The organism is Mucilaginibacter sp. UYP27 (assembly GCF_040547175.1).
Classification (GTDB): Bacteria; Bacteroidota; Bacteroidia; order Sphingobacteriales; family Sphingobacteriaceae; genus Mucilaginibacter.
The window spans coordinates 217,244-240,037 of record NZ_JBEPPE010000004.1; the positions used below are offsets into that span (position 1 = coordinate 217,244).

At 43.2% G+C, this 22,794-nt stretch carries 19 protein-coding genes; 9 read left to right on the plus strand and 10 right to left on the minus strand.

What is annotated here, in order from left to right; genetic code table 11:
• Positions 1–2 precede the first annotated feature (2 nt).
• From ABIB39_RS15155 to ABIB39_RS15165, 3 genes are all read left to right on the plus strand, one after another.
• Entirely contained in the window at positions 3–593 is a 591-nt protein-coding gene (locus ABIB39_RS15155; protein WP_354431006.1) for a DUF1543 domain-containing protein, read from the plus strand.
• Between the two features lie 173 nt (positions 594–766).
• The gene (locus tag ABIB39_RS15160; protein WP_354431007.1) at positions 767–1,303 is read left to right on the plus strand and encodes a YciE/YciF ferroxidase family protein; all 537 of its coding nucleotides are present in this window, start codon (positions 767–769) and stop codon (positions 1,301–1,303) included.
• 2 nt (positions 1,304–1,305) lie between these two features.
• On the plus strand, positions 1,306–3,471 hold the full coding sequence (locus ABIB39_RS15165) for a catalase (RefSeq protein ID WP_354431008.1): 2,166 nt from the start codon (positions 1,306–1,308) through the stop codon (positions 3,469–3,471).
• A 47-nt stretch (positions 3,472–3,518) separates the two neighbouring features.
• On the opposite strand, the gene ABIB39_RS15170 is transcribed toward ABIB39_RS15165, so the two are convergent.
• Positions 3,519–3,995, minus strand: a complete 477-nt coding sequence (locus ABIB39_RS15170; protein ID WP_354431009.1) for an ankyrin repeat domain-containing protein — start codon at positions 3,993–3,995, stop codon at positions 3,519–3,521.
• Positions 3,996–4,045: 50 nt separating this feature from the next.
• Positions 4,046–5,680 (minus strand): alpha-amylase family protein, encoded by a 1,635-nt coding sequence (locus ABIB39_RS15175; RefSeq protein ID WP_354431010.1) that lies wholly within the window; start codon positions 5,678–5,680, stop codon positions 4,046–4,048.
• Between the two features lie 114 nt (positions 5,681–5,794).
• Here ABIB39_RS15175 and ABIB39_RS15180 point away from each other — a divergent pair, with 114 nt between their 5' ends.
• The 5 genes from ABIB39_RS15180 to ABIB39_RS15200 all read left to right on the plus strand — a co-directional run bounded on the left by ABIB39_RS15180 (position 5,795) and on the right by ABIB39_RS15200 (position 11,595).
• On the plus strand, positions 5,795–6,475 hold the full coding sequence (locus tag ABIB39_RS15180) for an SGNH/GDSL hydrolase family protein (RefSeq protein WP_354431011.1): 681 nt from the start codon (positions 5,795–5,797) through the stop codon (positions 6,473–6,475).
• Between the two features lie 377 nt (positions 6,476–6,852).
• Complete coding sequence (locus ABIB39_RS15185) at positions 6,853–7,545, plus strand: adenylate/guanylate cyclase domain-containing protein (RefSeq protein ID WP_354431012.1); 693 nt, start codon at positions 6,853–6,855, stop codon at positions 7,543–7,545.
• Between the two features lie 164 nt (positions 7,546–7,709).
• Positions 7,710–8,573 carry an SGNH/GDSL hydrolase family protein gene (locus ABIB39_RS15190; RefSeq protein ID WP_354431013.1) on the plus strand — a complete coding sequence of 288 codons (864 nt, stop codon included), beginning with the start codon at positions 7,710–7,712 and terminating at the stop codon, positions 8,571–8,573.
• 3 nt (positions 8,574–8,576) lie between these two features.
• Entirely contained in the window at positions 8,577–11,297 is a 2,721-nt protein-coding gene (locus tag ABIB39_RS15195) for a family 78 glycoside hydrolase catalytic domain (RefSeq protein WP_354431014.1), read from the plus strand.
• Positions 11,298–11,385: 88 nt separating this feature from the next.
• Positions 11,386–11,595, plus strand: a complete 210-nt coding sequence (locus ABIB39_RS15200; RefSeq protein WP_354431016.1) for an LPXTG cell wall anchor domain-containing protein — start codon at positions 11,386–11,388, stop codon at positions 11,593–11,595.
• 48 nt (positions 11,596–11,643) lie between these two features.
• Here the strand turns inward: ABIB39_RS15200 and ABIB39_RS15205 are convergent, their stop codons facing one another.
• The 8 genes from ABIB39_RS15205 to ABIB39_RS15240 form a co-directional block, all read right to left on the minus strand.
• Positions 11,644–11,985, minus strand: coding sequence for a HopJ type III effector protein (locus ABIB39_RS15205; protein ID WP_354431017.1), 342 nt, complete (start codon positions 11,983–11,985; stop codon positions 11,644–11,646).
• A gap of 115 nt (positions 11,986–12,100) precedes the next feature.
• Complete coding sequence (locus tag ABIB39_RS15210) at positions 12,101–12,598, minus strand: hypothetical protein (RefSeq protein ID WP_354431018.1); 498 nt, start codon at positions 12,596–12,598, stop codon at positions 12,101–12,103.
• Positions 12,599–12,785: 187 nt separating this feature from the next.
• A complete protein-coding gene (locus ABIB39_RS15215) occupies positions 12,786–13,745 on the minus strand; it encodes a sterol desaturase family protein (RefSeq protein WP_354431019.1) in 960 nt (319 codons plus the stop codon).
• Positions 13,729–13,935: a hypothetical protein gene (locus ABIB39_RS15220; protein WP_354431020.1), complete on the minus strand. Its 207-nt coding sequence runs from the start codon at positions 13,933–13,935 to the stop codon at positions 13,729–13,731. Before ABIB39_RS15220 ends, ABIB39_RS15215 begins: the two co-directional genes overlap by 17 nt.
• A 4-nt stretch (positions 13,936–13,939) precedes the next feature.
• Complete coding sequence (locus ABIB39_RS15225; RefSeq protein WP_354431021.1) at positions 13,940–14,098, minus strand: hypothetical protein; 159 nt, start codon at positions 14,096–14,098, stop codon at positions 13,940–13,942.
• 26 nt (positions 14,099–14,124) lie between these two features.
• The gene (locus ABIB39_RS15230; protein ID WP_354431022.1) at positions 14,125–15,600 is read right to left on the minus strand and encodes a RagB/SusD family nutrient uptake outer membrane protein; all 1,476 of its coding nucleotides are present in this window, start codon (positions 15,598–15,600) and stop codon (positions 14,125–14,127) included.
• Between the two features lie 11 nt (positions 15,601–15,611).
• A complete protein-coding gene (locus ABIB39_RS15235) occupies positions 15,612–17,708 on the minus strand; it encodes a SusC/RagA family TonB-linked outer membrane protein (RefSeq protein WP_354431164.1) in 2,097 nt (698 codons plus the stop codon).
• Entirely contained in the window at positions 17,660–18,745 is a 1,086-nt protein-coding gene (locus ABIB39_RS15240) for a TonB-dependent receptor plug domain-containing protein (RefSeq protein WP_354431023.1), read from the minus strand. The genes ABIB39_RS15235 and ABIB39_RS15240 overlap by 49 nt, the downstream gene beginning before the upstream one ends.
• Before the next feature lie 877 nt (positions 18,746–19,622).
• Between ABIB39_RS15240 and ABIB39_RS15245 the strand changes: the two genes are divergently transcribed.
• Positions 19,623–22,775 carry a SusC/RagA family TonB-linked outer membrane protein gene (locus ABIB39_RS15245; RefSeq protein ID WP_354431024.1) on the plus strand — a complete coding sequence of 1,051 codons (3,153 nt, stop codon included), beginning with the start codon at positions 19,623–19,625 and terminating at the stop codon, positions 22,773–22,775.
• Positions 22,776–22,794 lie beyond the last annotated feature (19 nt).

Consider the following 22,794-nt stretch of genomic DNA (forward strand, 5'->3'; position numbering starts at 1 on the left):
ATATGATTACTGAAATATTAGCCGATACACCAAAACTTTACATGTTATTATTAGGCTCTAAAGCGCCGGGCAGGCACGTAGAGCAGCATGATTTTTTTTTCGGCATCGCCAACTCGTTAAAAGATCTTGTGCCCGATATAAAGGCCTTTTGGCGCAATACCGGTACTAGTTTGCATATTGATGGCTGGCGCGAAGTAAAAGCCGTTGATGGGTATGCTATAAAAGTAGTACCGAAAGATGATGCAGTTATTCAATCTGATAACAAACTATTTTTCATTAATCTTGGCGGTTACCAGGCTAACCAATTAGCCGAACAGCATTACGTAGTGCTTACCGTACAAAATGACCGCGGCCTTGCTATCCACGAATCAAAAAAGACAGCGTTCTTCCGTACCAATACAATCGCACAGGTGAAAGGTGCCAATGCACACATTGATGATAAATATGGCATAGATGTAGATGACATTTACCGCATTGAAGAGATGCTGTCTCCAGCTCTTAAAGATAAGTATCAAATAGAAATAGCCCCATCCCCCGGTTTGCCGGAAGATGTCATACATTTGGGTTATTTTAAACTGGATAAGCTAACATAGATACTTGTTTATAAGATATTTATGCCAACAATTCATCTTCATTGATTTTTTGTTGATGATTCTATTAAATCTTTCTAACTTAATTTATTTCTAACTGGTTAAAACATTTTGCTGTTTTGCTGCTTGTATTTGTACAACTAATTGTGTTAAAAACAACCACAACATAAAACATCATGGCTAAAAAAGAAACCGGCACTGAGCCGAAATTCGCGACAGCGTCGCCAGAAAAAACCGACACTGGTTTACTCGAACTTTTTAAAGACGGAATAATGGATATTTACTGGGCCGAAAACCACCTGATAAAAAACCTGCCCAAAATGATTGCTGCTGCAAGCTCGGCAGATTTAAAAGCAGCTATCGAAAACCACCTCGAAGAAACGAAGGGCCACGTTAGCAGGCTTGAAGAAATATTTGGTTTATTGGATGAGAAGATCATCGCAAAAAAATGCGATGCAATGGAAGGCCTTACTAAAGAAGGTGAAGGCATTGTTGAAAGCACCGAAGCCGGTACTGATGCGCGTGATGTAGGTATTATTATGGCATCGCAAAAGGTAGAGCATTATGAAATTGCTACCTATGGTGGCTTAGCAGCGTTAGCCAAAACTTTAGGTTTAACAGATGTTGCTGCTATTCTTGAGCAAACGCTTACCGAAGAAAAAACAGCCGACGATAAATTAACCGAAGTTACCGCAACCATTACACAAGCATAATTATGGCAAAAAACGAAAAAACCGTAAAACCGGCCACCGAACCAACTAATCAAAAAAGCGAACAATTAGGCCAGTTTCGGGATGATGCCGCTGGTCAGCAGATGACGACCAACACCGGTTTAAAAATAAACGACGATCAGAATTCTTTAAAAGCTGGCGACCGCGGCCCCTCCCTTTTAGAGGATTTTATTTTACGCGAAAAAATAACCCATTTTGACCACGAGCGCATCCCCGAAAGAGTAGTGCATGCACGCGGTTCCGGCGCGCACGGGGTGTTTAAATTATACGAAAGCCAGTCGGCCGTAACAAAGGCTTTATTCTTAAATGATACCGAAACAGAAACGCCGGTATTTGTACGTTTCTCAACCGTAGCAGGCTCAAAGGGCTCAACTGACCTTGCAAGGGATGTACGTGGCTTTGCGGTGCGCTTTTACACGCAAGAAGGCAACTTTGACCTTGTTGGTAACAACATGCCTGTGTTTTTCATCCAGGATGCCATTAAGTTTCCTGATTTGATCCACGCGGTTAAACCCGAGCCGGATAATGAGATACCACAAGCGGCATCGGCCCACGATACTTTCTGGGACTTTATTTCACTAATGCCCGAGTCGGCGCACATGATCATGTGGGCCATGAGTGACCGCGCCCTGCCCCGCAGCTATCGTATGATGGAAGGTTTTGGTGTACACACCTTCCGCTTTGTTAATGCAGACGGAGTTGCGAGCTTTGTAAAGTTCCATTGGAAGCCCTTATTGGGTGTGCACTCTGTTGCCTGGGATGAAGCACAAAACATATCGGGTAAAGACCCGGATTTTCACCGTCGCGACCTTTGGGATGCCATTGATAGCGGCGCTTTTCCTGAATGGGAATTAGGCGTACAAATTGTTCCCGAAGAAGATGAGTTTAAGTTTGAATTTGACCTGCTCGATCCGACTAAACTAATCCCGGAGGAATTGGTACCTGTTCAGCGTATTGGTAAAATGACCCTGAACCGAAACCCCGACAATTTCTTTGCCGAGACAGAACAGGTTGCTTTCCACCTGGGCCACATTGTACCTGGTATCGATTTTACAAACGATCCATTATTGCAAGGCCGTTTATTTTCGTACACAGATACACAACTGCTGCGTTTAGGTGGGCCAAACTTTCAACAGTTACCTATCAACAGGCCTATAGTACCGGTTTACAACAACCAACGCGACGGCTTTTCGCGTCAAAATATTGATGCGGGCAAAACAAGCTACAGTCCAAATTCGCTTAATAACAATTCGCCGGAGCAAGTTAGGGCCGAGCAGGGCGGTTATGTAACCTTTCCCGAACGGATAGAGGCCACTAAGATCCGCGCGAGAAGTAAAAGTTTCCTTGACCACTTTAGCCAGGCAAGGTTATTTTTCAACAGCCAGTCAGACCCGGAAAAAAACCACATCGTTGATGCTTTGAGTTTTGAATTGGGTAAAGTAAAAACTGTTGCCATTCGCGAACGTATGTTAGGTATCTTATCGTTAATTGATAAAGGCATTGCTGCCGAAGTTGCCTATGCATTAGGCCTGCATGTACCTCAATCTCCGGAAAAACCTATTAACAAAAGTATCCCTGCGGATGCCGCGGTAGAAGATTACGAATCTGTACAGGTAGAAGGCTCGTTAACCAAATCAGAAGCATTGAGCATGGCTAACACCATTAAAGACAGTATCAAAACCCGTAAGGTAGCCATACTGGCTGCTGATGGGGTAGACGAAACGGCCTTATTCGCCGTTAAAGAAGCCGTTGAGAACGAAGGTGGCGCGGTTAACGTTATTGCACCAAGGTTAGGATTTATCACATCGCTTAACGATGAAAGGATCCAGGCTGATGAAAGTTTTTTAACAGCCGCATCTGTATTGTTTGATGCCGTATATGTACCCGGCGGCGGCAATAGCGTTGCTTCGATAGAAGCAGAACCTGATGCCATACACTTCCTGAACGAAGCTTTTAAACATTGTAAAGCAATTGCGGCAGATGCAGGTGCTATGCAGGTTTTAGAAGCAACCTATTTCAGCAAAAAAATAGAAAACGATGAAGGTGTTATTGTAGGTGATGATGCAGCTACATTGGCCTTAGAATTTATCGAGGCAATAAAGCAACATCGCTTCTGGGAACGCGAAAAGCCGAGAAAGATCCCGGCTTAACTTAAATATTTGCAGAAAGCGCCTTGATAACCAAGGCGCTTTTTTTATTAATTTAATACAGCTAACGCGCCTTCATTACCTTGCTGGGCGGCTATTTCATAGACCGTAAGCCCACGCGCATCGGTAAGGGTTTTATCAGCCCCGGCATCAAGCAATTGTTTCAACATATCATTACGGCCAAACATGGCGGCAAACATCAATGCTGTGCCCCCGTTGCCGTGCATTTGATTTAGATTTGCGCCCCTGTCTATTAACAATTGAGCAATATCGGCATAACCTTTGAAGCAAACGCCCATAAGCGCGGTGTTCCCGCCAAAATCAGCGCCATTTATATCAGCGCCGTTATCCAGCAGAAAGCGCACCGCCTCAATTTGGTTATTGTAGCATGCAATTATTAAGGGTGTATATCCTTTAGCATCTTTTGCTTCAACACTAACTCCCTGTTTTAAAAGTTCTTCAATTACAGGAATTTCTCCTTTACGCGCCGCGTGGATCAATACTTCGTTTAAGTCTACGTTTTCCATCATTTATTAACTTAATATAGAGGCTATAGTTTGCCGTCGGCGATGATAAATCAATCCCAATTAAAAGTTACTTCGTGGTTGTTCAGTTTCCATTTCTCGGGGAACTGGTTGGTCAGCCAATCCAAAGGCTCGCCGTTTGGTTGTACACGGGCGGCGTTAGCAAATGCTTGTTTAATGGCTGCCTTTTGTTCGGCACCAATAAACCCTATCTCGGCAGAAATAAACAGCGGCGACCCGCTTTCTGCCAATAGTTGTAACCACTTTTTAGTTTTATCCCATGGTACATCTTTGGTGATGCCCACACAATCGCCATCGGCTGCATAAAAAGTATTGTTTTGCGGCAAGCGGAACCCAAGCGTGTTCACCCCCATTTTTTTGGTACGTGCCCACTCCTTTCCGCTGGTGTCGTCGCCAATGCGATTAAGTTCGAACACCCCTGCAGATAGATGGCTCGCGGTATTGCAGCCAATAATATACATATCCCCTGCCGCTTCGCGGATGCAACCATATAATTGGTTCATGATCTCGGCGTTGGTTTTGGTTTGGTCGTAAAACTTCCAGCCGGGCGCGGTAAAGGTATCTTTCATTTGCATGCCCCATCTACCAAAAATATCCCAGGTACTGTAATCGTGCTTTACCATGTGGTAACCCCATTTTTTGTACAGGGCTATGTTGCGTTTTACGCGTGCAAGGTTTTCCGGAATGGTTGGGTCAAGGATCAGTTCATCATCCTGCCCGCGCCCCGGTATTTTGGGGGAAAGCAGGGTTTTGCTGTCATCCTTGCGGGCAATTAAGGGGCGTGTCCACAAGCCGGGGCGCATGCCGTGGCTTTTCACCTCGTCGGCCATTTTGTGCATGTCCTTAAACTTATCGTTCACTATCGAGAAATCGTCGGGCTGCTGCCAGCCGTCGTCAATTACCGAGAACGGGCGGTTATTGGTATCGCCAACCAGTTCGGCCATGGCGGTGGTTTGGTCTTTAATGGTTTGGAACGAGTTTTTGCCGTACACCACATACCAATCGTTAATACCATAAACCGGTTGTTTTGGCAGGCGTGGTTTGGTGCACATTACCTTACAAAAATCGGTTAGCGTAGCATATGGCGTTTCGTTGGTTTTGCCCAGGCCGGTCACAATATCTGCCGCATGCAGTGTACGCTGACCCAGTTTTACACCAACCCCGCCGCTATGGGTATCCATGGTTAATTCTATTGCATCGGCTTTAACTTCCCAGTAACACATTGTATTGGCACCGGTTTTCACACCAAAGCAAGCGGTTTGCTTATCATCATATAACAGTGCATACCATGGGTTCTTAGTGTTAGCATCTGGTGCGCGCCATGCAAGGTCGCCGTAGCTGCGTTCCCAATGGTCGCCAAAAACTCTGGTGTATTTAGCAGTCTGATATTTCCATTTAAACCGTATTGCCTGCAAGTCGCTAAGGGGCGCTTGCACATGAACAGCTTGCTCGTTACCGCTTGTTTTAATTTCAACTTTTATATCCCGGTAGGTAAATACCGACCCACCTTTACCGGCAAGTTTAATCCATTGGTCATTAACCTGTGCCCAGGCCTCGTCGGGGTTATTAATAAGCGAATTGCCAATAGCATTGGCAAAAGTTAAACGGCTGTGCATTACCGCGGCAAAACCGGCGGCAGAGAGTTTTACAAAATTGCGTCTTAACATAAATTTGTTGTAAGGATGGCTAATTTAGTAATTAGTATCTTTTGTGCAAGGCAATAGATAAAAAGGAATCACGTATATACGGTTAATACATATATTTTATAAATTGCACCTACTATGAAAAACGCTCTTTTACTATTATCATTTATGGCCATTACCCTAACTGCATCGGCACAGGACTGGCCAAATATTAAACGTTACGAAGAAGCCAACAGCAAACTGGCGGCACCTGCTAAGGGAGAAAAGCGCGTAGTGTACATGGGCGATTCGATAACCGATTTTTGGATCGTTAACGATTCAACCTTTTTTGCATCCAACAATTACGTGGATCGTGGCATAAGCGGCCAAACAACGGGGCAAATGCTACTGCGCTTTCGCGAGGATGTGATCAACCTAAAACCGGCAGCAGTAGTGATACTCGCGGGTATAAATGACATCGCCGAAAATAATGGCCCGTCTAAAATAGAAGATGTGGCTGGTAACATATTTTCTATGGCCGAGTTGGCTAAAACACATGGCATAAAGGTGGTGCTGTCATCAGTATTGCCTGCAAATGTTTTCCCCTGGAGGCCGGCGATTGTCCCTACCGAAAAAGTAAAGATCTTAAACGATATGCTAAAAGCGTTCGCTGCGAAAAATAATATGGTTTACCTGGATTATTTTACCGCCATGGCCGATGATAAGCGCGGCCTGCCCGCCAACCTTTCTAAAGATGGTGTGCACCCCAACCTTGCCGGTTATAAAATTATGGCACCTTTGGCTAAACAAGCTATAAAGAAAGCTCTGAATAGTAAATAAAAAGTATAATTAGTAAGCTAAAAAATCAAAAAAATGAGGTGTCCCATGCTGTCCCATTCAAAATGAAATGGGACACCCTCACAAATATGCTTAAGTATTTGTTATGCAGATAATTGAATTTATTTAATGAATAATAACTTTAAGTATAAGTAAAGTTTATAAAAATACAATTACCTGAATATCAATTTTTTATAAAAAACGTCTCGCTTATATAACTAAAAGTGGGACAGTGCCCTTTTTTTGTTGTTTACGGCAATAGTTTGTCATTTAAAAATACAAATGCTGTCACCCCTATCTCAGGAAAATAAAATCTCCATTTTATTTAAAATGTTTTGGTGAGGTTTGCGTCTACATCAGTATAACAGATACTAAACAACATGCAAAACACCTGCTTATCACTAAATACTTGCCCCGCTCTCAACCACTCTGCGCCCGATGAAGAACGCGAGTTAGCTATACTTTTTCTTGACATCCGCAATTTTACCGGCTTAATGGAATCGCAGCCCGAGCAGGCCGTTATTACCGTTGTGCGCCGTTTATTCACTGCCTTTAACCAGATCGTTAAAAACCTGCAGGGCAAAGTGGTAGAAATAGCCGGCGATAATTTATATGCGGTATTTGGTTTAGAAACCGGGCTTCGCGATGCGGTGAATAACGCTTACCAAGCTGCAAAAACGATGTTCCAAACCGTTAACTTGTTTAACGATGCTTATGCGGTGCCATTCCATGGTGGCCCATTACAGATAGGCGTTGGTTTACATGCAGGCCGTGTTTTTGTAGGCGAATTTGGATTAGACGCACCCGCGCAACTTTCTGTTATGGGTTTACCTGTTAACATCGCATCGCGGTTACAGGCTAAAACAAAAGAATTGAATAACGATATGCTGATCTCGGAATATGCCTACAATATGCTTGATGTTAACGGGCTTGGCCTTGATAAACAAACTGTGCACCTGCAAGGCATTACCCAAAACCAGCAGATCCGATTGGCAGGTAAACCATATGATAATAACCGCCAATTAGCATCAAACACCCTGAGTATGGATTATTTATTAGCCATCTCCGGATAGGACGCCTTATTTCTATAAGTCTATCATATATTAAATGCAAAAATCCGCTGTAAATACAGCGGATTTTTTTGTGCTTGTATTTTTTGTGATGATTCGCAACAGTGTGACACAGTTATCTGCTAACATTTAATTAATTTGCCAATCACCAATTACTACCCACACCTATGGCTCACGGCAAAATAACTCTTTTAAAAAGAAATGCCCTTTTTATACTTACAGCACTATTCATACTATCTTTTACTCCCCAAAAAGAGGTTAAGTGGGTTGCCATCGGCGATTCTATCACCTACCTGAACGACCATCTCGACGAAACAAAAAACAGGGTCACGAAAGGATATTTAACAGGTGTTACCGAGGCCTTACCGTATATTAAATACGTTAACCAGGGGCATAACGGTTGGTCTACGCCGGGCATCGCCAAAGAAATTGAGAACCTTGGCCTTGTTAAGGCGGATGTTTACACCGTTTTTCTGGGCACAAATGACTGGTGGGGTGGTATGCCCGCCGGCACGCTCGATGATTATAAAAACGACACCGGTATAGGTACATCGTCCGGCGCTTTCCGTAAGATCATTAACAAGATCCGCAGCCTTAACCCAGCCGCCAAGATTGTGCTGATAACCCCGATGCAACGTAACGATTTTGTTTACATTAACGACCCACTCAACAACGCTTACGGCAATTACAAAGAAAAGAACGGCCAAAAGTTAGACGCTTTTGCGAACGCCGTACTGGCAATAGGCGAATATGAGAACCTGCCCGTGGTAGATCTTTTTCATGATAAAGCCCTCAGCATAAAAAATACTGTGAAATTTAAAAGATTAAAAGACGCGCTCGGGAACTACACCAATTATAAATATCCACACTCAATTGATATTCCTTTTAAACCGGGTGTAGATGATTACCCTTACCCCATCGAAGCACAAAAAATGACCTTTGATGGCCTGCACCCATCAGATAAAGGTTACGAAGTGATTACTAAAAACGTTGTAAAAGCATTTAAAAAGCTGAACCTAACCGAAAATTAATTAATGAAGAAACTATTTCCAGGCATTGCCTGCCTCCTGCTGGCCCAGTTAACACAGGCCCAGGTTTCTGTTACCACCTTACGCACCGAGAACCTGGAAAACCCCATCAGTATAGACACCAAAACACCACGCTTTAGCTGGAAAATTGTGGAGGACACCAGGCGTGACGTAACCCAAAAAGCTTACGAAATTGAGGTTGATACTATCGAAACCAAAGCTAATACACATTATTGGGCCAGTGGTAAGGTAATTTCAGATCAATCAATTTATGTGGCTTACCGTGGCAAAGCGCTTAAGGCAGGCAGCAAGTATTTTTGGCGCGTGAGGGTTTGGGATAACTATGGTAATGCATCGCCGTGGACTGGGCGTGCTTACTGGCAAATGGGCCTTCTGTCCACAAACGATTGGCATGCCAAATGGATAGGCCCGGCTGTAAATAACGAGATCAATGGCCCTGCCCCTTTGCTTAGAGCGACCTTTAATTCGCAAAAAACAATTAAGGCTGCAACTGCCTATATAACCGCCCATGGGTTTTACGAGGCGCAGATCAATGGCAAAAAAATTGGGAATGATTATCTTGCTCCTGGGTGGACAAGCTACAACAAACGTTTACAATATCAAGCTTATGATGTTAAAAACCTGATAAAACAAGGCGGCAACGCCATAGGTGTAACGCTTGGCAATGGTTGGTATCGCAGTCCGCTGGGGCCATATAACCCAAGGCCGGATTTTTACGGGAAAGAAACCGGGTTGTTATTACAGATAGAAATCTCTTACACGGACGGCTCGCACCAAAGGGTGTTATCTGATGAGAACTGGAAATCATCGACCGGGAGCCTGCGCTCTGCCGAAATTTATAACGGATGCACCATCGATACCCGGCTGGAGCAACCGGGATGGGCGACAACAATGTTTGATGATAAGAAATGGGCAGGCGTAAAACCGCAATCGTATCCTCTGGATAACCTTATTGCCACTTACAACGAACCCGTACGAAAGCACGAAAACTTTACGCCTGTTAAGGTCATCAAAACACCGCTTGGCGAACAGGTGATTGATTTTGGGCAAAACCTGGTAGGTTGGGTTAGCATTAGGGTAAAGGGCAAGGCGGGCGATTCTGTCAAGATCTCGCATGCCGAGGTTTTGGACAAGGCCGGCAATTTCTATACCGAAAACCTCAGGGCGGCAAAGGCTCAAAATATATACATTTTAAAAGACACATCGACCCGGATCTTCGAGCCGCAGTTTACCTGGCAGGGGTTCAGGTTTGTAAAGGTGGAAGGGTTACGCGGCAAGCTTGATACCGCCAATTTTAAAGCTATTGCTGTTTATTCGGATATGAAGCCAACGGGTAGTTTCGAATGCTCAAACCCCTTGCTTAACCAACTTCAGCATAACATCCAATGGGGGCAAAAAGGCAACTTTTTGGATGTACCCACAGATTGCCCGCAACGTGATGAAAGGCTGGGTTGGACAGGCGATGCACAGGTATTTGCACGCACCGCCACCTTCAACATGGATGCGCACAACTTTTTCACCAAATGGCTTAAAGATGTAGCTGCAGACCAATATCCCGGCGGCAGTATCCCATTTATAATTCCTGATGTTTTTAAAACCGGCAATAATGAAGTCGGCGGCAGCACAGGCTGGGGCGACGTGGCAACCATTGTACCATGGACCATGTACCTTGCCTATGGCGATAAACAGATCCTGGAAAATCAATATCCAAGTATGCAGGCATGGGTAAAGTTTATCCAAAAACAAACCAAGAACGGCCTTTGGAATACCGGCGACCATTTTGGCGACTGGCTTTTCTACAGCGTAAATAATGATCGTGATGGTTCATCGGCCATTACCAATAAGTATCTGATAGCGCAGTGCTTTTACGCTTACTCCACACAAAACCTGGTCAACGCAGCCAAAGTGCTTAATAATAAAGCTGACGAACTTTATTACACAAAGCTGCTCGCTCAAATTAAAAGCGCGTTTTTAAAAGAATACGTAACGCCAAACGGATTGATCTCATCAGACACGCAGACGGCCTACGTGTTGGCGCTCGCGTTTGATCTGCTGCCCGACAGTTTAAGGCCGCAAGCAGCGCAAAGGCTTGTTAAAAACATTAAACAATACAATTATCATTTAACTACTGGCTTTTTGGGCACGCCGTATCTTTGCCATGTGTTGAGCAGGTTTGGCCATGCTGATGTTGCTTACAAACTATTGCTACAGGATACCTATCCATCCTGGCTTTACCCGATAAAAGCGGGTGCAACTACCATTTGGGAGCGTTGGGATGGCATTAAAACCGATGGCACATTTGAAGACCCATCCATGAATTCGTACAACCACTACGCTTATGGCGCCATTGGTGATTGGATGTACCGCGTTATTGCCGGTATAGATACCAAAACTGATGGCCCAGGTTATAAGCACATTATTATTAAACCAACTTTAGGCGGCGCATTAAGTTATGCTAATGCAGATTATGAAACCAACTACGGTATGGTAAGATCGCACTGGAAAATATCTGCTGGTAAGTTATACCTGGATATTGAGATACCGGCAAACGCAACCGCAACCATTCAGATCCCCATACAAAATAACGGCTTGGTAACAGAAAATGGCAAAAGTCTACGGTTGCTTCAAGATAAAGAGAACACACCGGGATACCAGACAATCGAGGCAGGATCTGGAAAATATCAGTTTGTTACAAGTTGGAAATAATGAATGTATCAACTAAACAAAACGGATGATGTAATAGTTATATCAATAACCGGATCGTAATTAAATACGTCCATTTAAAAAATTTGATATGAAAAACCCATTCAAAGAAAAAGATAACAGCGGCATTTTAATTGCAGGATTGGCCATAGGCGCTATGTTTGCAGGGGCAATAACTTATTTATATATCCGCAAAAAAAGAGAGATAAATCAGGCAGCCGATGAGCTTAAAGAACACGCTAAAGACTATCTAAAAAAGAAAGTTAAAAAGAAATTAAAAACAGAAATAAAAGCGCTATAAGTGCTTCCTGAAAAAACAAAGGCCGCGGTGATTAACTGCGGCCTTCGTTTATTTAGCTGATAAAGCTTTTCCTTCAAAGGCTATCCCCTGCCATCCGTTAGCCATAAATTGCCTGATATTCTGGTGGTCTTCTGCGTCTGGCGTATCTAAAACCGATTGATAATGCTCTGCAAATAATTGGAGTGTATCTTCCTTACCAAGACTATGCAATTTGGCAAAGGTAAGCACCTTGGCACTACCTTGGTTTTGAGTAGCCTCGTTATAAGTATCACCATTTTTAAACGCGGTTGGTTGATGGGTATAGTAAGTTTCAATAAATGCTATAACATCACTAAAATTAGCTACTTTACTTTTCAGGGCTATAATTAGTTCTGATAATTCTTTTTTCATTCTCGTTATATTATTCAAATATTAGTAAAGCTATTCGGTTATATGTTTAATAAAAAGGAAGGCTACATATGTAGCCTTCCTTTTTATGTGAGATATATTATCTATAAGTTTAACACTAATGCTTCACGGCTTTTACGCCGTAGGCATGGCCAATAAAATATCCTATGATGAGTGCGAGCACAATAAGCCCCCACCATAGGTATTGAAGGGTTTTAAGCGTGGCTATGGTTTTATTGAGGTTACTTACTTCCGATTTGTGGCTTAACTTCTCATTTTGCAACTTCATATTCTGCTGCTGCAATTTAGATAGCGTACCGCTTACTTCTACAGGTTTTTCCTGCTCCTGTGTATAACGACGCACAAAGCCACCCGATTTCAAGAACTTGTCGCCTTTAGGTTTCAATACCAGCTTTTCGGGCAGGTCATAATCGCCATGCTTGCCCGTTTCAGCAATAAAGCCTTCACGGGTAAGTATTTGTACAAGGGCAAAGGCCGTGGCCTCGTCCTGGTCAAAAAGTTCGAGCAACTGGTTTCTTGTTAAACTATCCGGTATGCCAAAAGCTTCCAGCACAGCATCCAGCATTTCGCATTCATATTCGTTCAGTTCAGTCATTGCGTACAAATTTAAGCATATACTGCTATAATCCGTCCCAAACTTAACAATGCTTAAGCTAAAAACATCAATATTAATATTTTTGGCGGCTGTAAACCAGATATCAGCCCTCCATCGACATCGATAAGGATATATACAATGCAAAATACCGGGTATTATCCGGGCATTTCGCATTGTATATCAAAAATCAGGCAGGTGCATAGGTTTTTGTTTGGTTGGCTGAAACTTCCGGCTGCTTTATAACTTCGGGAGCCAGGCTGGCGAGGGCCGGATCATCAAGCCTAACAACAGGCCCGTCTTTAGAAAGTTCGCTGCCCGGTACTTTCGATTTAAATATCGGCCAAAGCAACTGGGCGTACCACTGGTCACCTTCGTAATGCGATATCCCGTAAACTTTGGGATATTGCCTGCTTATTAAGGCCGTACCAAATATAATATCCCACAAAAAGAACATGTTGCCAAAATTACCTTTATAATAACCCACACCATCATCTGTAGTTGCCGCGTCGTGCGCGTGGTGTGTTGCCGGGGTAGATATCAATCGTTCTAATACCCAGGCAAGCGGATGCAGCACTTTGTATTGGTAAAAGGGTTTATCCCATGGTATGCTGGAGTGTGCCAGTGTGGTTATAGTACCTTTTATACCTCGCACTACAATGGCCGGGATACCCAGGCCCAGGTAAACCAAAGCGGTAGTTAAATAGGTTTGCGAAAAAAACAACGTATAAATGGCGTTTTGCCTGCTGGCCATAGCCATGCCCATGTACGATGCCGAGTGGTGCGTACGGTGAAAACGCCATAACCATGGTATCTCATGATGCAGGCGGTGATACCAATATTGGGTAAGATCATCTGCCACTGCTATGATTGCGCAACCCCACCAAAATGGCACCCAGCTAAAGTCGTTTTTAAAAGCAGGTAATACCTGCGGTAAAAATTTCAATCCAAAATAAGCCACCGCAGGGCGAATGATAAGCCGCGGCAAGGTAAAACAGGCGATATCTACAAACCTTTCATTTTTTGGCCATTTGCCTTTGTACAGGCCGAACGAAAATTCGGCTATGCCTATAAAAAACACGAGGAACGGAAACCCGAACCCATTCAGGTTTTCGATCACTTTCTTAAAAAACTCAATCGTTGCTTCCATTTTCTGTATTGCTTTTTTTGTCTATTGATGTGTTAATTTCTTTTGATTGCCCTTTTTTTTGGTGTTCCCAAGGGCGCTCACCGGTAAAGTAAAAAGTGACGAACATGGCCAGGATAGGCAGTATAAAAATGAACAGGCTCAGGGAAACGTTCTTCACTATCCTTTGCCTGGTTGCGGTTTCTATTTGCATAATGCTATGGTTTAATTTGCGTGTGTTGTTTATTATTATCTACTTTACTAAGTAACCTCGGCGTAAGCCACAGCCCGCCAAAAATGAGGATGAAGGGTACTATGGTGACAATGATGCCCACCAGTATCTTCTTTGCTAAAATGTTTACATCTGATAGCGTCATAATATTTAGTTTTAATGAAAAATTTATTAATAGCCGGGGTTTTGTGTGAGTAAAGGGTTTTGCTGAATTTCTACCAGTGTTATCGGATACAAATTATTTTTCGCGCTTGCTGCAGATTTTGCAGGCAGCGTATGCAGGGCATCAACCAGGTAAGTCCCTCCTCTCCTAACCAGGTCAAACCAACGGTGGCCTTCCTGTATAAACTCTTTACGCCGCTCTAAAAACACTGAATCGCGAAAGGCAGATTGGCTTAAGCCAGTAGTAAGCGCATCCACATGTGAGCGGTTGCGAACCTGATCGATTGCCTTGTAAGCATCCGTAGTAGGGCCGTTCAGTTCATTAAGTACTTCGGCATATAGCAGTAGCACATCTGCGTATCTTAATACAGGATAATTTATGCCGCTTTGTGTTTGGGTGGTTAATGGCGATAAGCTGTAATCAACAAACTTGTTAAAGTATGGCGTGTAGGCATTGCTGTAAACCACTGTTTTGCCGGTGGCGCCATTAAATACTTCGCTGTAGAAAGTCACGTCACGGCGGCTGTCTGCTGTAGTAAATAACTTCACCAGGTTTTGGTCTGCCGGGATATCAATTGGCAGTGTGCCCGGGTTGAACGACGAAAAGCTTTGACTCAGGTTTTGGGTGCTGTTAACAGCGCCAAGATTGCTTTCAAACTGTACCGAAAAGATATGCTCTACCCCGTTTTTAGTCGGCTTTTGAAATACATCCCGGTAATTGGTGAACAAAGCATAACCATAACCACCATTAATAACCGTTTCCAACTCTTTTTGGGCTGCGGGCCAGTCCTTACGGGTTACATAAACCTTTGCAAGTAATGTATGCGCTGCACCGCTTGATGCCCTGCCTTTATCAGCCCCGCTGTATGTTTTGGGTAAGTTGGTGGCATCTTTCAGGTCGGCTATGATCTGCGTGTAAACGCCGTCTACAGATGTACGCGGAACCTTCAGATCGCTTAGCTTAATAGATGTAGGATCGTGCAACACAAGCGGCACAGCGCCGTATAGCCTTACCAGATTAAAATAAAGCAAGCCGCGCAAAAACTTAGCTTCGCGCACCAATCTTGCCCTCGTAGTGGTATCAAACTGTATAGCGGGGATCTTATCTACGGCAATGTTAGCCCGGTTAATGCCGAAGTATAATTGCTGCCATACTTTTTGGACCCGGCTATTAGCCGATATAAAGGTTGCGGTGCCCAAGGCCCGGACATCGGGGTTTGTATTGCTTGGGCTATAAACCTGGTTATCGCTCCCGTTCTCTACCAATAAGTTTAATTGGCGGCCATAAAGCGGAAAATCTCCGGCAGGGTCGCTATTTAGTGTGCTATAAGCCGCGTTAACTGCCGATACGGCATCTGATTGTGTTTTATAGAACTGATCTGCAACAATTATGGAATTGGGATCCTCATTCAGTTTTTTGCACGATGTTAATGCAAACGCTAAAGCTGATATTGTAACTACTATATTTTGTATGCTATTTTTCATAGTTGGGCTAATTAAAAGGTGACATTTAAACCCGCAAGAAACGTCCTGACTGACGGGTAACTCCCGTAATCGATACCTTGCTTGGTGTTGTCATTATCATAAAAATTCACTTCAGGGTCAAGGCCGCTGTATTTGGTGATGGTGGCCAGGTTTTGGGCCGATACATAAACGCGAAGCTGCTTGGCATGTATTTTTGAAAGCAACCCGCTGCTAAAGTTGTAACCAAACGATGCGTTCTTTAACCTTAAGTAAGAGCCATTCTCTACATATCTGTCCGTAACCTGTGGTACAGGGGCGTTTGTTGCTCGTTGTACGGTACCGTTAGGGTTGCTTGGGCTCCAACGATTAAGTAACGTCGCCGATGAGTTAAGCGTAAGCGTAGGCCGCTCCAACGTTTGCTGCAACAGGTTAAAAATTTTATTTCCGTATGATCCCTGCAAGTAAACCGAAAGATCTATATGCCCATAGGTGAATGTATTGGTGATGCTACCTGTAAATTTTGGTTGGGCACTGCCGAGGCTGTGGCGGTCGTCGGTTGTAACGGTGCCATCGCCATTGGTATCAACAAATTTGGTATCGCCTACCTGTTGTGGTACGCCGGTAAGCAGCGGTACATGGTTGGTTATATCTGTAGCGGTAAGCAAACCGTTTGTGCCATATCCCCAAAAAGTGCCTACCGGCTGGCCTATTTTAACAATAACCGGCGATTGCCTGCCCGTTGGTGCAAGCGGGAAATAACTGCTAACGTTTGGCCCAAGGTTTAATACTTTGTTACGGTTAGCTGCTATAACAATATTGGTTTTCCACGAAAAAGAATTGGTTTTAATGTTATCAGTATTTAAGCTAAATTCTATCCCCTTGTTTTCTACACTACCCACATTTTGTAACGAACTGGCATAACCTGTATAAAGTGGCAATGGAACATTTAATAGCAGGTCGGTTGTTTTTTTGTAGTAAGCATCAAATACGAGGTTAACGCGGTTATCAAACAAACCGAGGTCGAAACCGGCGTCATATTGGGTAGTAGTTTCCCATTTAAGGTCAGGGTTTGCCAATTGTAAAGGGGCAATACCTGTAACCAGCGTGCTGTTAAAATAATAGTTGGTTGGAGCCAGTGTAACCAGCGAACTATAGGCTGGCACTTCGGAGTTACCGGTTTGGCCCGCGCTTAACCTAAGCTTAAGGTTACTTATGGTTTTGCTTTGCGATAGAAACGCCTCCTTATTTATATTCCACGACACACCGATTGAAGGGAAGAAACCCCATTTGTTATTAGCGCCAAGTTTCGAAGAACCGTCTATACGTTCGGAAATGGTAACATTATACTTATGTTCAAATGAGTAGTTTATTCGCCCCAAATAAGAATTTAACGACGAACTGCGGCCGCTTGATGTTGGCAAATTGGCAACACCGGCATAAGACAGGTTATTGAACGAGGTAAGATCGTTAGGGAATTTTTGGGCGATAGCTACCGATGAGGCTGCCTGCTCATACTGGGTGGTGTAACCTGCCAGTACGTTTAAGTAATGCTTTTCTGCATAGGTATGGTTGTATGTTAAAGTATTCTCATTAAGCCAGCTATTAGCGTATCCTGAGCCTATGGAGGCATAACCTTGCGCGGCATACCCGTTTGAACTGCCGGCGGGCGAGCCAGCATAAGACGGCGCATAATAGTTTTGCGTGGTATTTAACAGGTCGGCGCCAACGGTTACTTTCAACACCAGGTCGCTTAATAGTTTGTATTCGCCTGCTATGTTGCCCAACGTGCGGGTTAAGTACGCCGTATTTATTGTTGATTTAATATCCTGAAGCGGATTGGTTGGTGTAGCATTGAAAGGATTACTTGTATTAAAACTGCCATCAGTATTACGGATGGGCGCGATAGGGCTGGTATTAACTAAATTGGCATACGCGCCTCCAAAACCTATACTGTTGTAGCTGCTGCCATATAATTTATTTTGTGTAGAGCGGCTGGCGAAGATGTTGGCCGATACCAGGAATTTGTCGCTAACATTTCGTTCGACATTTACCCGCTCGCTAAAGCGTTCAAATCCGGTGTTTAAAAGCGTACCATCCTGTTTGAAATAATTGCCCCCGATATAAGGTATCTCGACTTCTCATCACCACCCGAAACGGAAAGCTCAGCATTATACTGCGGGGCATTGCGAAGTGCCGCGCTTTGCCAATCAGATCCGTTCCCAAAGGCAGTAACCTGGGCATCTGTATAGGTTTTAGCAACATTATCACTCAGGTTTATATCGTTTATTAACGATGCCCATTGTGAGCCATTTAACAGATCGAGCTTTTTGGCTATGCGTTGCTGACCCGCGTAGGTGCTGAAGCTTACATTGTTGGTGCCCTTTTTACCACGGCGGGTGGTAATAATTACCACACCATTTGCCCCCCGCGAACCATATATAGCTGTAGCCGAGGCATCCTTTAACACCTCTATCGATTCAATATCACTGGGGTTGATGGTAGATAGCGCGTTAGCGCTTGGCCCGTTAGAACCGATGTTAACGTTATCGTTGTTGTTATAGATAATAAAGCCATCGATAACATACAGCGGCGAGTTACCAAATGAGATAGAGTTACCTCCCCTGATGCGGATAGTTGCCGAGCTACCCGGCTGCCCGGAGTTTTGCGTTACTGCCACGCCGGATACCGAGCCTTGCAAAAGATTATCGAACGATGCTGCAGGTTGGTTAAGCAGTGTTTTAGATACAGATGCTACTGAACCGGTGATGTCGCTGCGTTTTTGGGTTCCGTACCCTACTACAACCACATCGTTCAGTTGGTTAATATTTTCTACAAGACTAATGGTAACTGGGCTGCCACTGGCTATAACTTCGCGGGTTTTGTAACCCAAATAGCTTATAGATAAGGTATAAGGAAAGCGCTGACCGGTAATCAACTGAAATTTGCCATTTAGATCTGTAGCAGCGGCATTGGTAGTCCCCTTGATGCGGATAACTGCACCCGGAACGGGTTGCTTTGTGGTAGAATCGAGCACCGTGCCCTCCAACCGGGAATTAATAGTTGGCTGTGGTTCGGTTTGTGCGAAAGAGGCTATTGGTAATAAGAGCAGTACGAATAATTTGAGAAACTTTAAGGCTCTATTTTTTCCATGGATATAATATTCCATATCTTTAAAAAGTTTATTTGATGTTATGCATTAGTAAACCCGGATGAAGATTAGTGAGTGATTGCCGTTACAGAGCTGATCTTTCATCTACACAACCGGCAAGGCTTCCTTGCCGGTTTTTTTTATAAAAACTTATTTCATTTGTGGTGAGTTCTTGTTTAAGTAGCATCAATCCGTTGGGCTGCGCCCTATTGAAATGCTGAACCAGGAAAAATTAAATGGAAAGGGTTGCGTTTTAACAGCAACAACAGACGCCTGCCTTACTAGGCATTAGCATCGGGGTAAGAATGAAATTTGATCCTTTAAGCGGATGTAAACTGTTCATCAGTGTAGATTTTACACTGCAAATATAAATATCTTTCTAATAACTACAAGTTCTATAGAATTTATATTATAATTTATAATGAAACGGTGATAGTTGTTTACTCTATTACAATTATATGCCGTTAATTCTCTGATTACCGACAATCACCTATAAAATTTGCAGTAAAAAAAAGTTCACAAGCTTAAAATCTTACTAACTCTAATAAACTTATTAAATTTTTTAAAAAAGTTTGGATTTAACATCAATTATTAATTATATTTGGTAATAACGTAAATTTAATGCCAAATTAATACAAATTCTTATCACAATATGTTTAATCTTAGCAGTTTACTAAGGCATTACAGCTTTAAACGAGGCAGTTAACAACAATTAACCAAGCCCACCCGATCAAATTATTACGATGGTTGAGCAATGCTTACCAGTACCAACTTAATAATGGCCTTAAATGAGCCAACAGGGACTTTTTTTGATTTTTTTTTAAAAAAGCGTTGCAACAAACAAATAATCACATACAAAAACTAACAAATCTCTTATCAACTAACAAAACAACAAATGAAAAAAAAATTTTTACTAATCCTCTTTCTTCCCGGGGTTACTTGTGGGGCTTATGCCGCAAACCACAATGTTGGCTCCATTAAGGGAAACTTTGGGTTGCATGTACGTGCAACCGGCAATGCATCAACCGCAGCACCTATTAAGGTAACTGTAAGAGACAACACCGGCCAGCCATTACCTGGCGTAACAGTCAAAATTAAAGGCACAGGTATTGGTGGCCAAACTGATGTAAATGGTGCAGTTACCATAAATGCGCAAATTGGCGATATTTTGGTGTTTAGCTACATAGGTTATGTAACACAGGAAGCCAAATTAATAACCGGCGCTGACCTAAGCATTGCACTTGCCGAAGATTCTAAAGTACTGGGCGAGGTTGTAGTAACCGCGTTAGGCATTAAAAAAGAGCGTCGTTCTTTAGGTTATTCGGTAAGCGAAGTTAAAGGCGAAGACCTTACCAAGGCGCGCGAACCAAATTTTGTTAATGCCTTAGTTGGTAAGGTAGCCGGCGTAAACGTAAGTAACATGTCTGGCGGGCCTGGTGCATCTACAAATATCCTTATTCGTGGCGTATCCAGCATCTCGCAAACAAACCAACCGTTATATGTGGTTAACGGCGTGCCTATTGAAAGCCAGCCGGGTGGTGTTGCAAGTTATCTGTCGGGCAAAGGAAACAACAATGGTGGTAGCCAATATGATAACTCGTCGGACAATGGAGATGCTATTAGTAACATTAACCCCGATGATATCGAAAGCATATCAGTACTTAAAGGTGCAGCCGCGGCAGCATTGTACGGTTCGCGCGCAAAAGCAGGGGTTATACTCATAACTACAAAGACAGCTAAAAGCAATAGTGTAGAATTTAACTCTAACTATGTTGCCGAAACCATTATTGACCCAACCCACTGGCAATACCAATACGGCCAGGGTGCTACCAACACAGCGCCCAAAACCTTACAGGAAGCATTTCAATCAGGCCAATCAAGTTATGGTGCGCCTTTTAGTTCAACCACAAGCGCCGTACAGTTTGATGGCGTTATCAGGCCTTACACTGCTCAAAAAGGCAATCTTGATAAATTTTACAGAACAGGTAACACGTTAACAAACACTGTAGCATTTAATAAAATGTTTGACGGTGGTTCTGTTCGTTTATCAGCCAGCGATATGCATAATAATTCAGTTGTGCCAAATTCGGGGCTTAACAGGCAAACTTTTGATTTAAACGGCAGCTATGATATTAATAAACACCTTGTTATAAATGCAAGGGCCAATTACATATTAGAGCAGGGTAACAATCGCCCGTATGTTGGTGATGGTGCCGGTAACCCTAACTTCAACGCATGGTTTCTACCAACAAGCGTAGATATCAATACCTTAAAAGGTGTTAACAACGGCAGCATTGCCAACGGTAACGAATATGGTTACAGCGCCAACACTTATGCAACAAATCCATGGTTTGCTGCTCAAAATTTTGTTAACAATACTAAAAGGGTAAGGCTGTTATCAAATGTTAGCTTACGCTATAATTTTGATGGCGGTGCCTTTATCCAAGGCCGTGTAGGAAGTGATACTTATAATGATCGTATAACCGGTATCGTACCTACAGGTACAGCTTATCGTTTAAATGGTTCAATATCAGAAGAATCTACTAACGTAAAGGATATTACCGCAGATGTATTAATTGGTAAACCTTTTAAAATAAACAGCGATTTCACCATCACACCAAACGCAGGTGCAAGTTATCGCAGAACACGCTCGGAGTCTATCGTTAACGGTGGCGACAATTTTGCCGTACCATTTGTTTATAATTTAACAAATGCAATCAGCAATAAATCAGTAAGCTATTATCCCGGCGATCTTGAAACACAGGCTGTTTACGGAACCCTGGAGGTGTCATACAAAAACTTATTATACATTACAGGAACAGGGCGCAATGACTGGTTCTCGACATTAGCAACTCCCGGCAAGGATAATAAGTTAGGTAAGTTTTACCCTGCCATAAGCGGTGCGTTCATTTTCTCTGAATTATGGCACCCAAGCTGGTTAAGCAATGGTAAACTGAGGGCCGGTTATGCCGGTGTAGGGCAAGCAACAACGCCGTTTCAAACGCAGCTTAGCTACAATCTAAACAGCGCTATTTTAAATGGTTTACCATTAGGCGGCATTGCCAATGATGCAGTACCAAATAACTCGTTAATTGCATCATATGCTTCTGAGATTGAAATTGGTGCGGAGTTAGGCTTCCTTAATAACAGGATAACAGTTGACATGGCCTGGTATAATAAAAAATCAAAAGATGAGATTGTAAAAGCCCCTGCTTCAGCATCATCCGGCTATAGCGCTGCTGTGTTAAACATTGGTAAATTACAAAACAAAGGTTTCGAATTATTAATTAACGGAACGCCGTTTAAATCAAGCACATTTACTTGGGCTTCCAGCTTTAACGGATCTGTTAACACCAGTAAAGTTATAGAATTAGCCACCGGTACAAACCGATTATTATTGGCAACATCACGTAGCGGTGTTGGTTTTACCCAGCAAGTAGCCGGCTTACCGGCCAACCAGGTAATGGCTTATGATTATGCGTATGATGCAAGCGGCAATATTGCAATTGATCCTAACACAGGGCTACCGTCAAAGGGCGAATTAAAAGCTTATGGTTCTGCTTACGCGAAATGGATAGCGGGCTTTAGCAATACATTCACTTACAAAAGCCTTAGTCTTTCGGTACTTGTTGACGGTAAATGGGGTGGCAAGATCTTCTCTACTACAGATTATTATGGGTACGTTTTTGGCTTGCACGAGGCAACTACTATTAACCGCTTAGGTAACTTTGGCACAACTGCTAAACCTACTAACGCTGCCACCTACTACAATAACCTTGCAAACAATGTTTCGAAATTGTTTGTTCAGGATGCCAGCTTTATCAAATTCCGTTCGGTAACATTGGGTTATACATTACCTGCTAATTTGTTTAAGGGTGCGGTTAAAAGCGCAACGATCAGCTTAGTTGGCCGTAACCTGTTTTACATCATGAAGAAAACAGATAATATCGATCCGGAATCAAGCTATTCGGCTTTTGCACAGGGTATCGAGTCTGGAGGCTTACCTACTACACGCACGTATGGCCTAAACTTAAGTGTTAAATTTTAATGCTGGCTAAATTTTAATT

Coding starts and splice junctions, on each gene's coding strand:
- ABIB39_RS15155 (WP_354431006.1), top strand. CDS start 3: ATGATTACTGAAATATTAGCCGATACACCAAAACTTTACATGTTATTA.
- ABIB39_RS15160 (WP_354431007.1), top strand. CDS start 767: ATGGCTAAAAAAGAAACCGGCACTGAGCCGAAATTCGCGACAGCGTCG.
- ABIB39_RS15165 (WP_354431008.1), top strand. CDS start 1,306: ATGGCAAAAAACGAAAAAACCGTAAAACCGGCCACCGAACCAACTAAT.
- ABIB39_RS15170 (WP_354431009.1), bottom strand. CDS start 3,995: ATGGAAAACGTAGACTTAAACGAAGTATTGATCCACGCGGCGCGTAAA.
- ABIB39_RS15175 (WP_354431010.1), bottom strand. CDS start 5,680: ATGTTAAGACGCAATTTTGTAAAACTCTCTGCCGCCGGTTTTGCCGCG.
- ABIB39_RS15180 (WP_354431011.1), top strand. CDS start 5,795: ATGAAAAACGCTCTTTTACTATTATCATTTATGGCCATTACCCTAACT.
- ABIB39_RS15185 (WP_354431012.1), top strand. CDS start 6,853: ATGCAAAACACCTGCTTATCACTAAATACTTGCCCCGCTCTCAACCAC.
- ABIB39_RS15190 (WP_354431013.1), top strand. CDS start 7,710: ATGGCTCACGGCAAAATAACTCTTTTAAAAAGAAATGCCCTTTTTATA.
- ABIB39_RS15195 (WP_354431014.1), top strand. CDS start 8,577: ATGAAGAAACTATTTCCAGGCATTGCCTGCCTCCTGCTGGCCCAGTTA.
- ABIB39_RS15200 (WP_354431016.1), top strand. CDS start 11,386: ATGAAAAACCCATTCAAAGAAAAAGATAACAGCGGCATTTTAATTGCA.
- ABIB39_RS15205 (WP_354431017.1), bottom strand. CDS start 11,985: ATGAAAAAAGAATTATCAGAACTAATTATAGCCCTGAAAAGTAAAGTA.
- ABIB39_RS15210 (WP_354431018.1), bottom strand. CDS start 12,598: ATGACTGAACTGAACGAATATGAATGCGAAATGCTGGATGCTGTGCTG.
- ABIB39_RS15215 (WP_354431019.1), bottom strand. CDS start 13,745: ATGGAAGCAACGATTGAGTTTTTTAAGAAAGTGATCGAAAACCTGAAT.
- ABIB39_RS15220 (WP_354431020.1), bottom strand. CDS start 13,935: ATGCAAATAGAAACCGCAACCAGGCAAAGGATAGTGAAGAACGTTTCC.
- ABIB39_RS15225 (WP_354431021.1), bottom strand. CDS start 14,098: ATGACGCTATCAGATGTAAACATTTTAGCAAAGAAGATACTGGTGGGC.
- ABIB39_RS15230 (WP_354431022.1), bottom strand. CDS start 15,600: ATGAAAAATAGCATACAAAATATAGTAGTTACAATATCAGCTTTAGCG.
- ABIB39_RS15240 (WP_354431023.1), bottom strand. CDS start 18,745: ATGGAATATTATATCCATGGAAAAAATAGAGCCTTAAAGTTTCTCAAA.
- ABIB39_RS15245 (WP_354431024.1), top strand. CDS start 19,623: ATGAAAAAAAAATTTTTACTAATCCTCTTTCTTCCCGGGGTTACTTGT.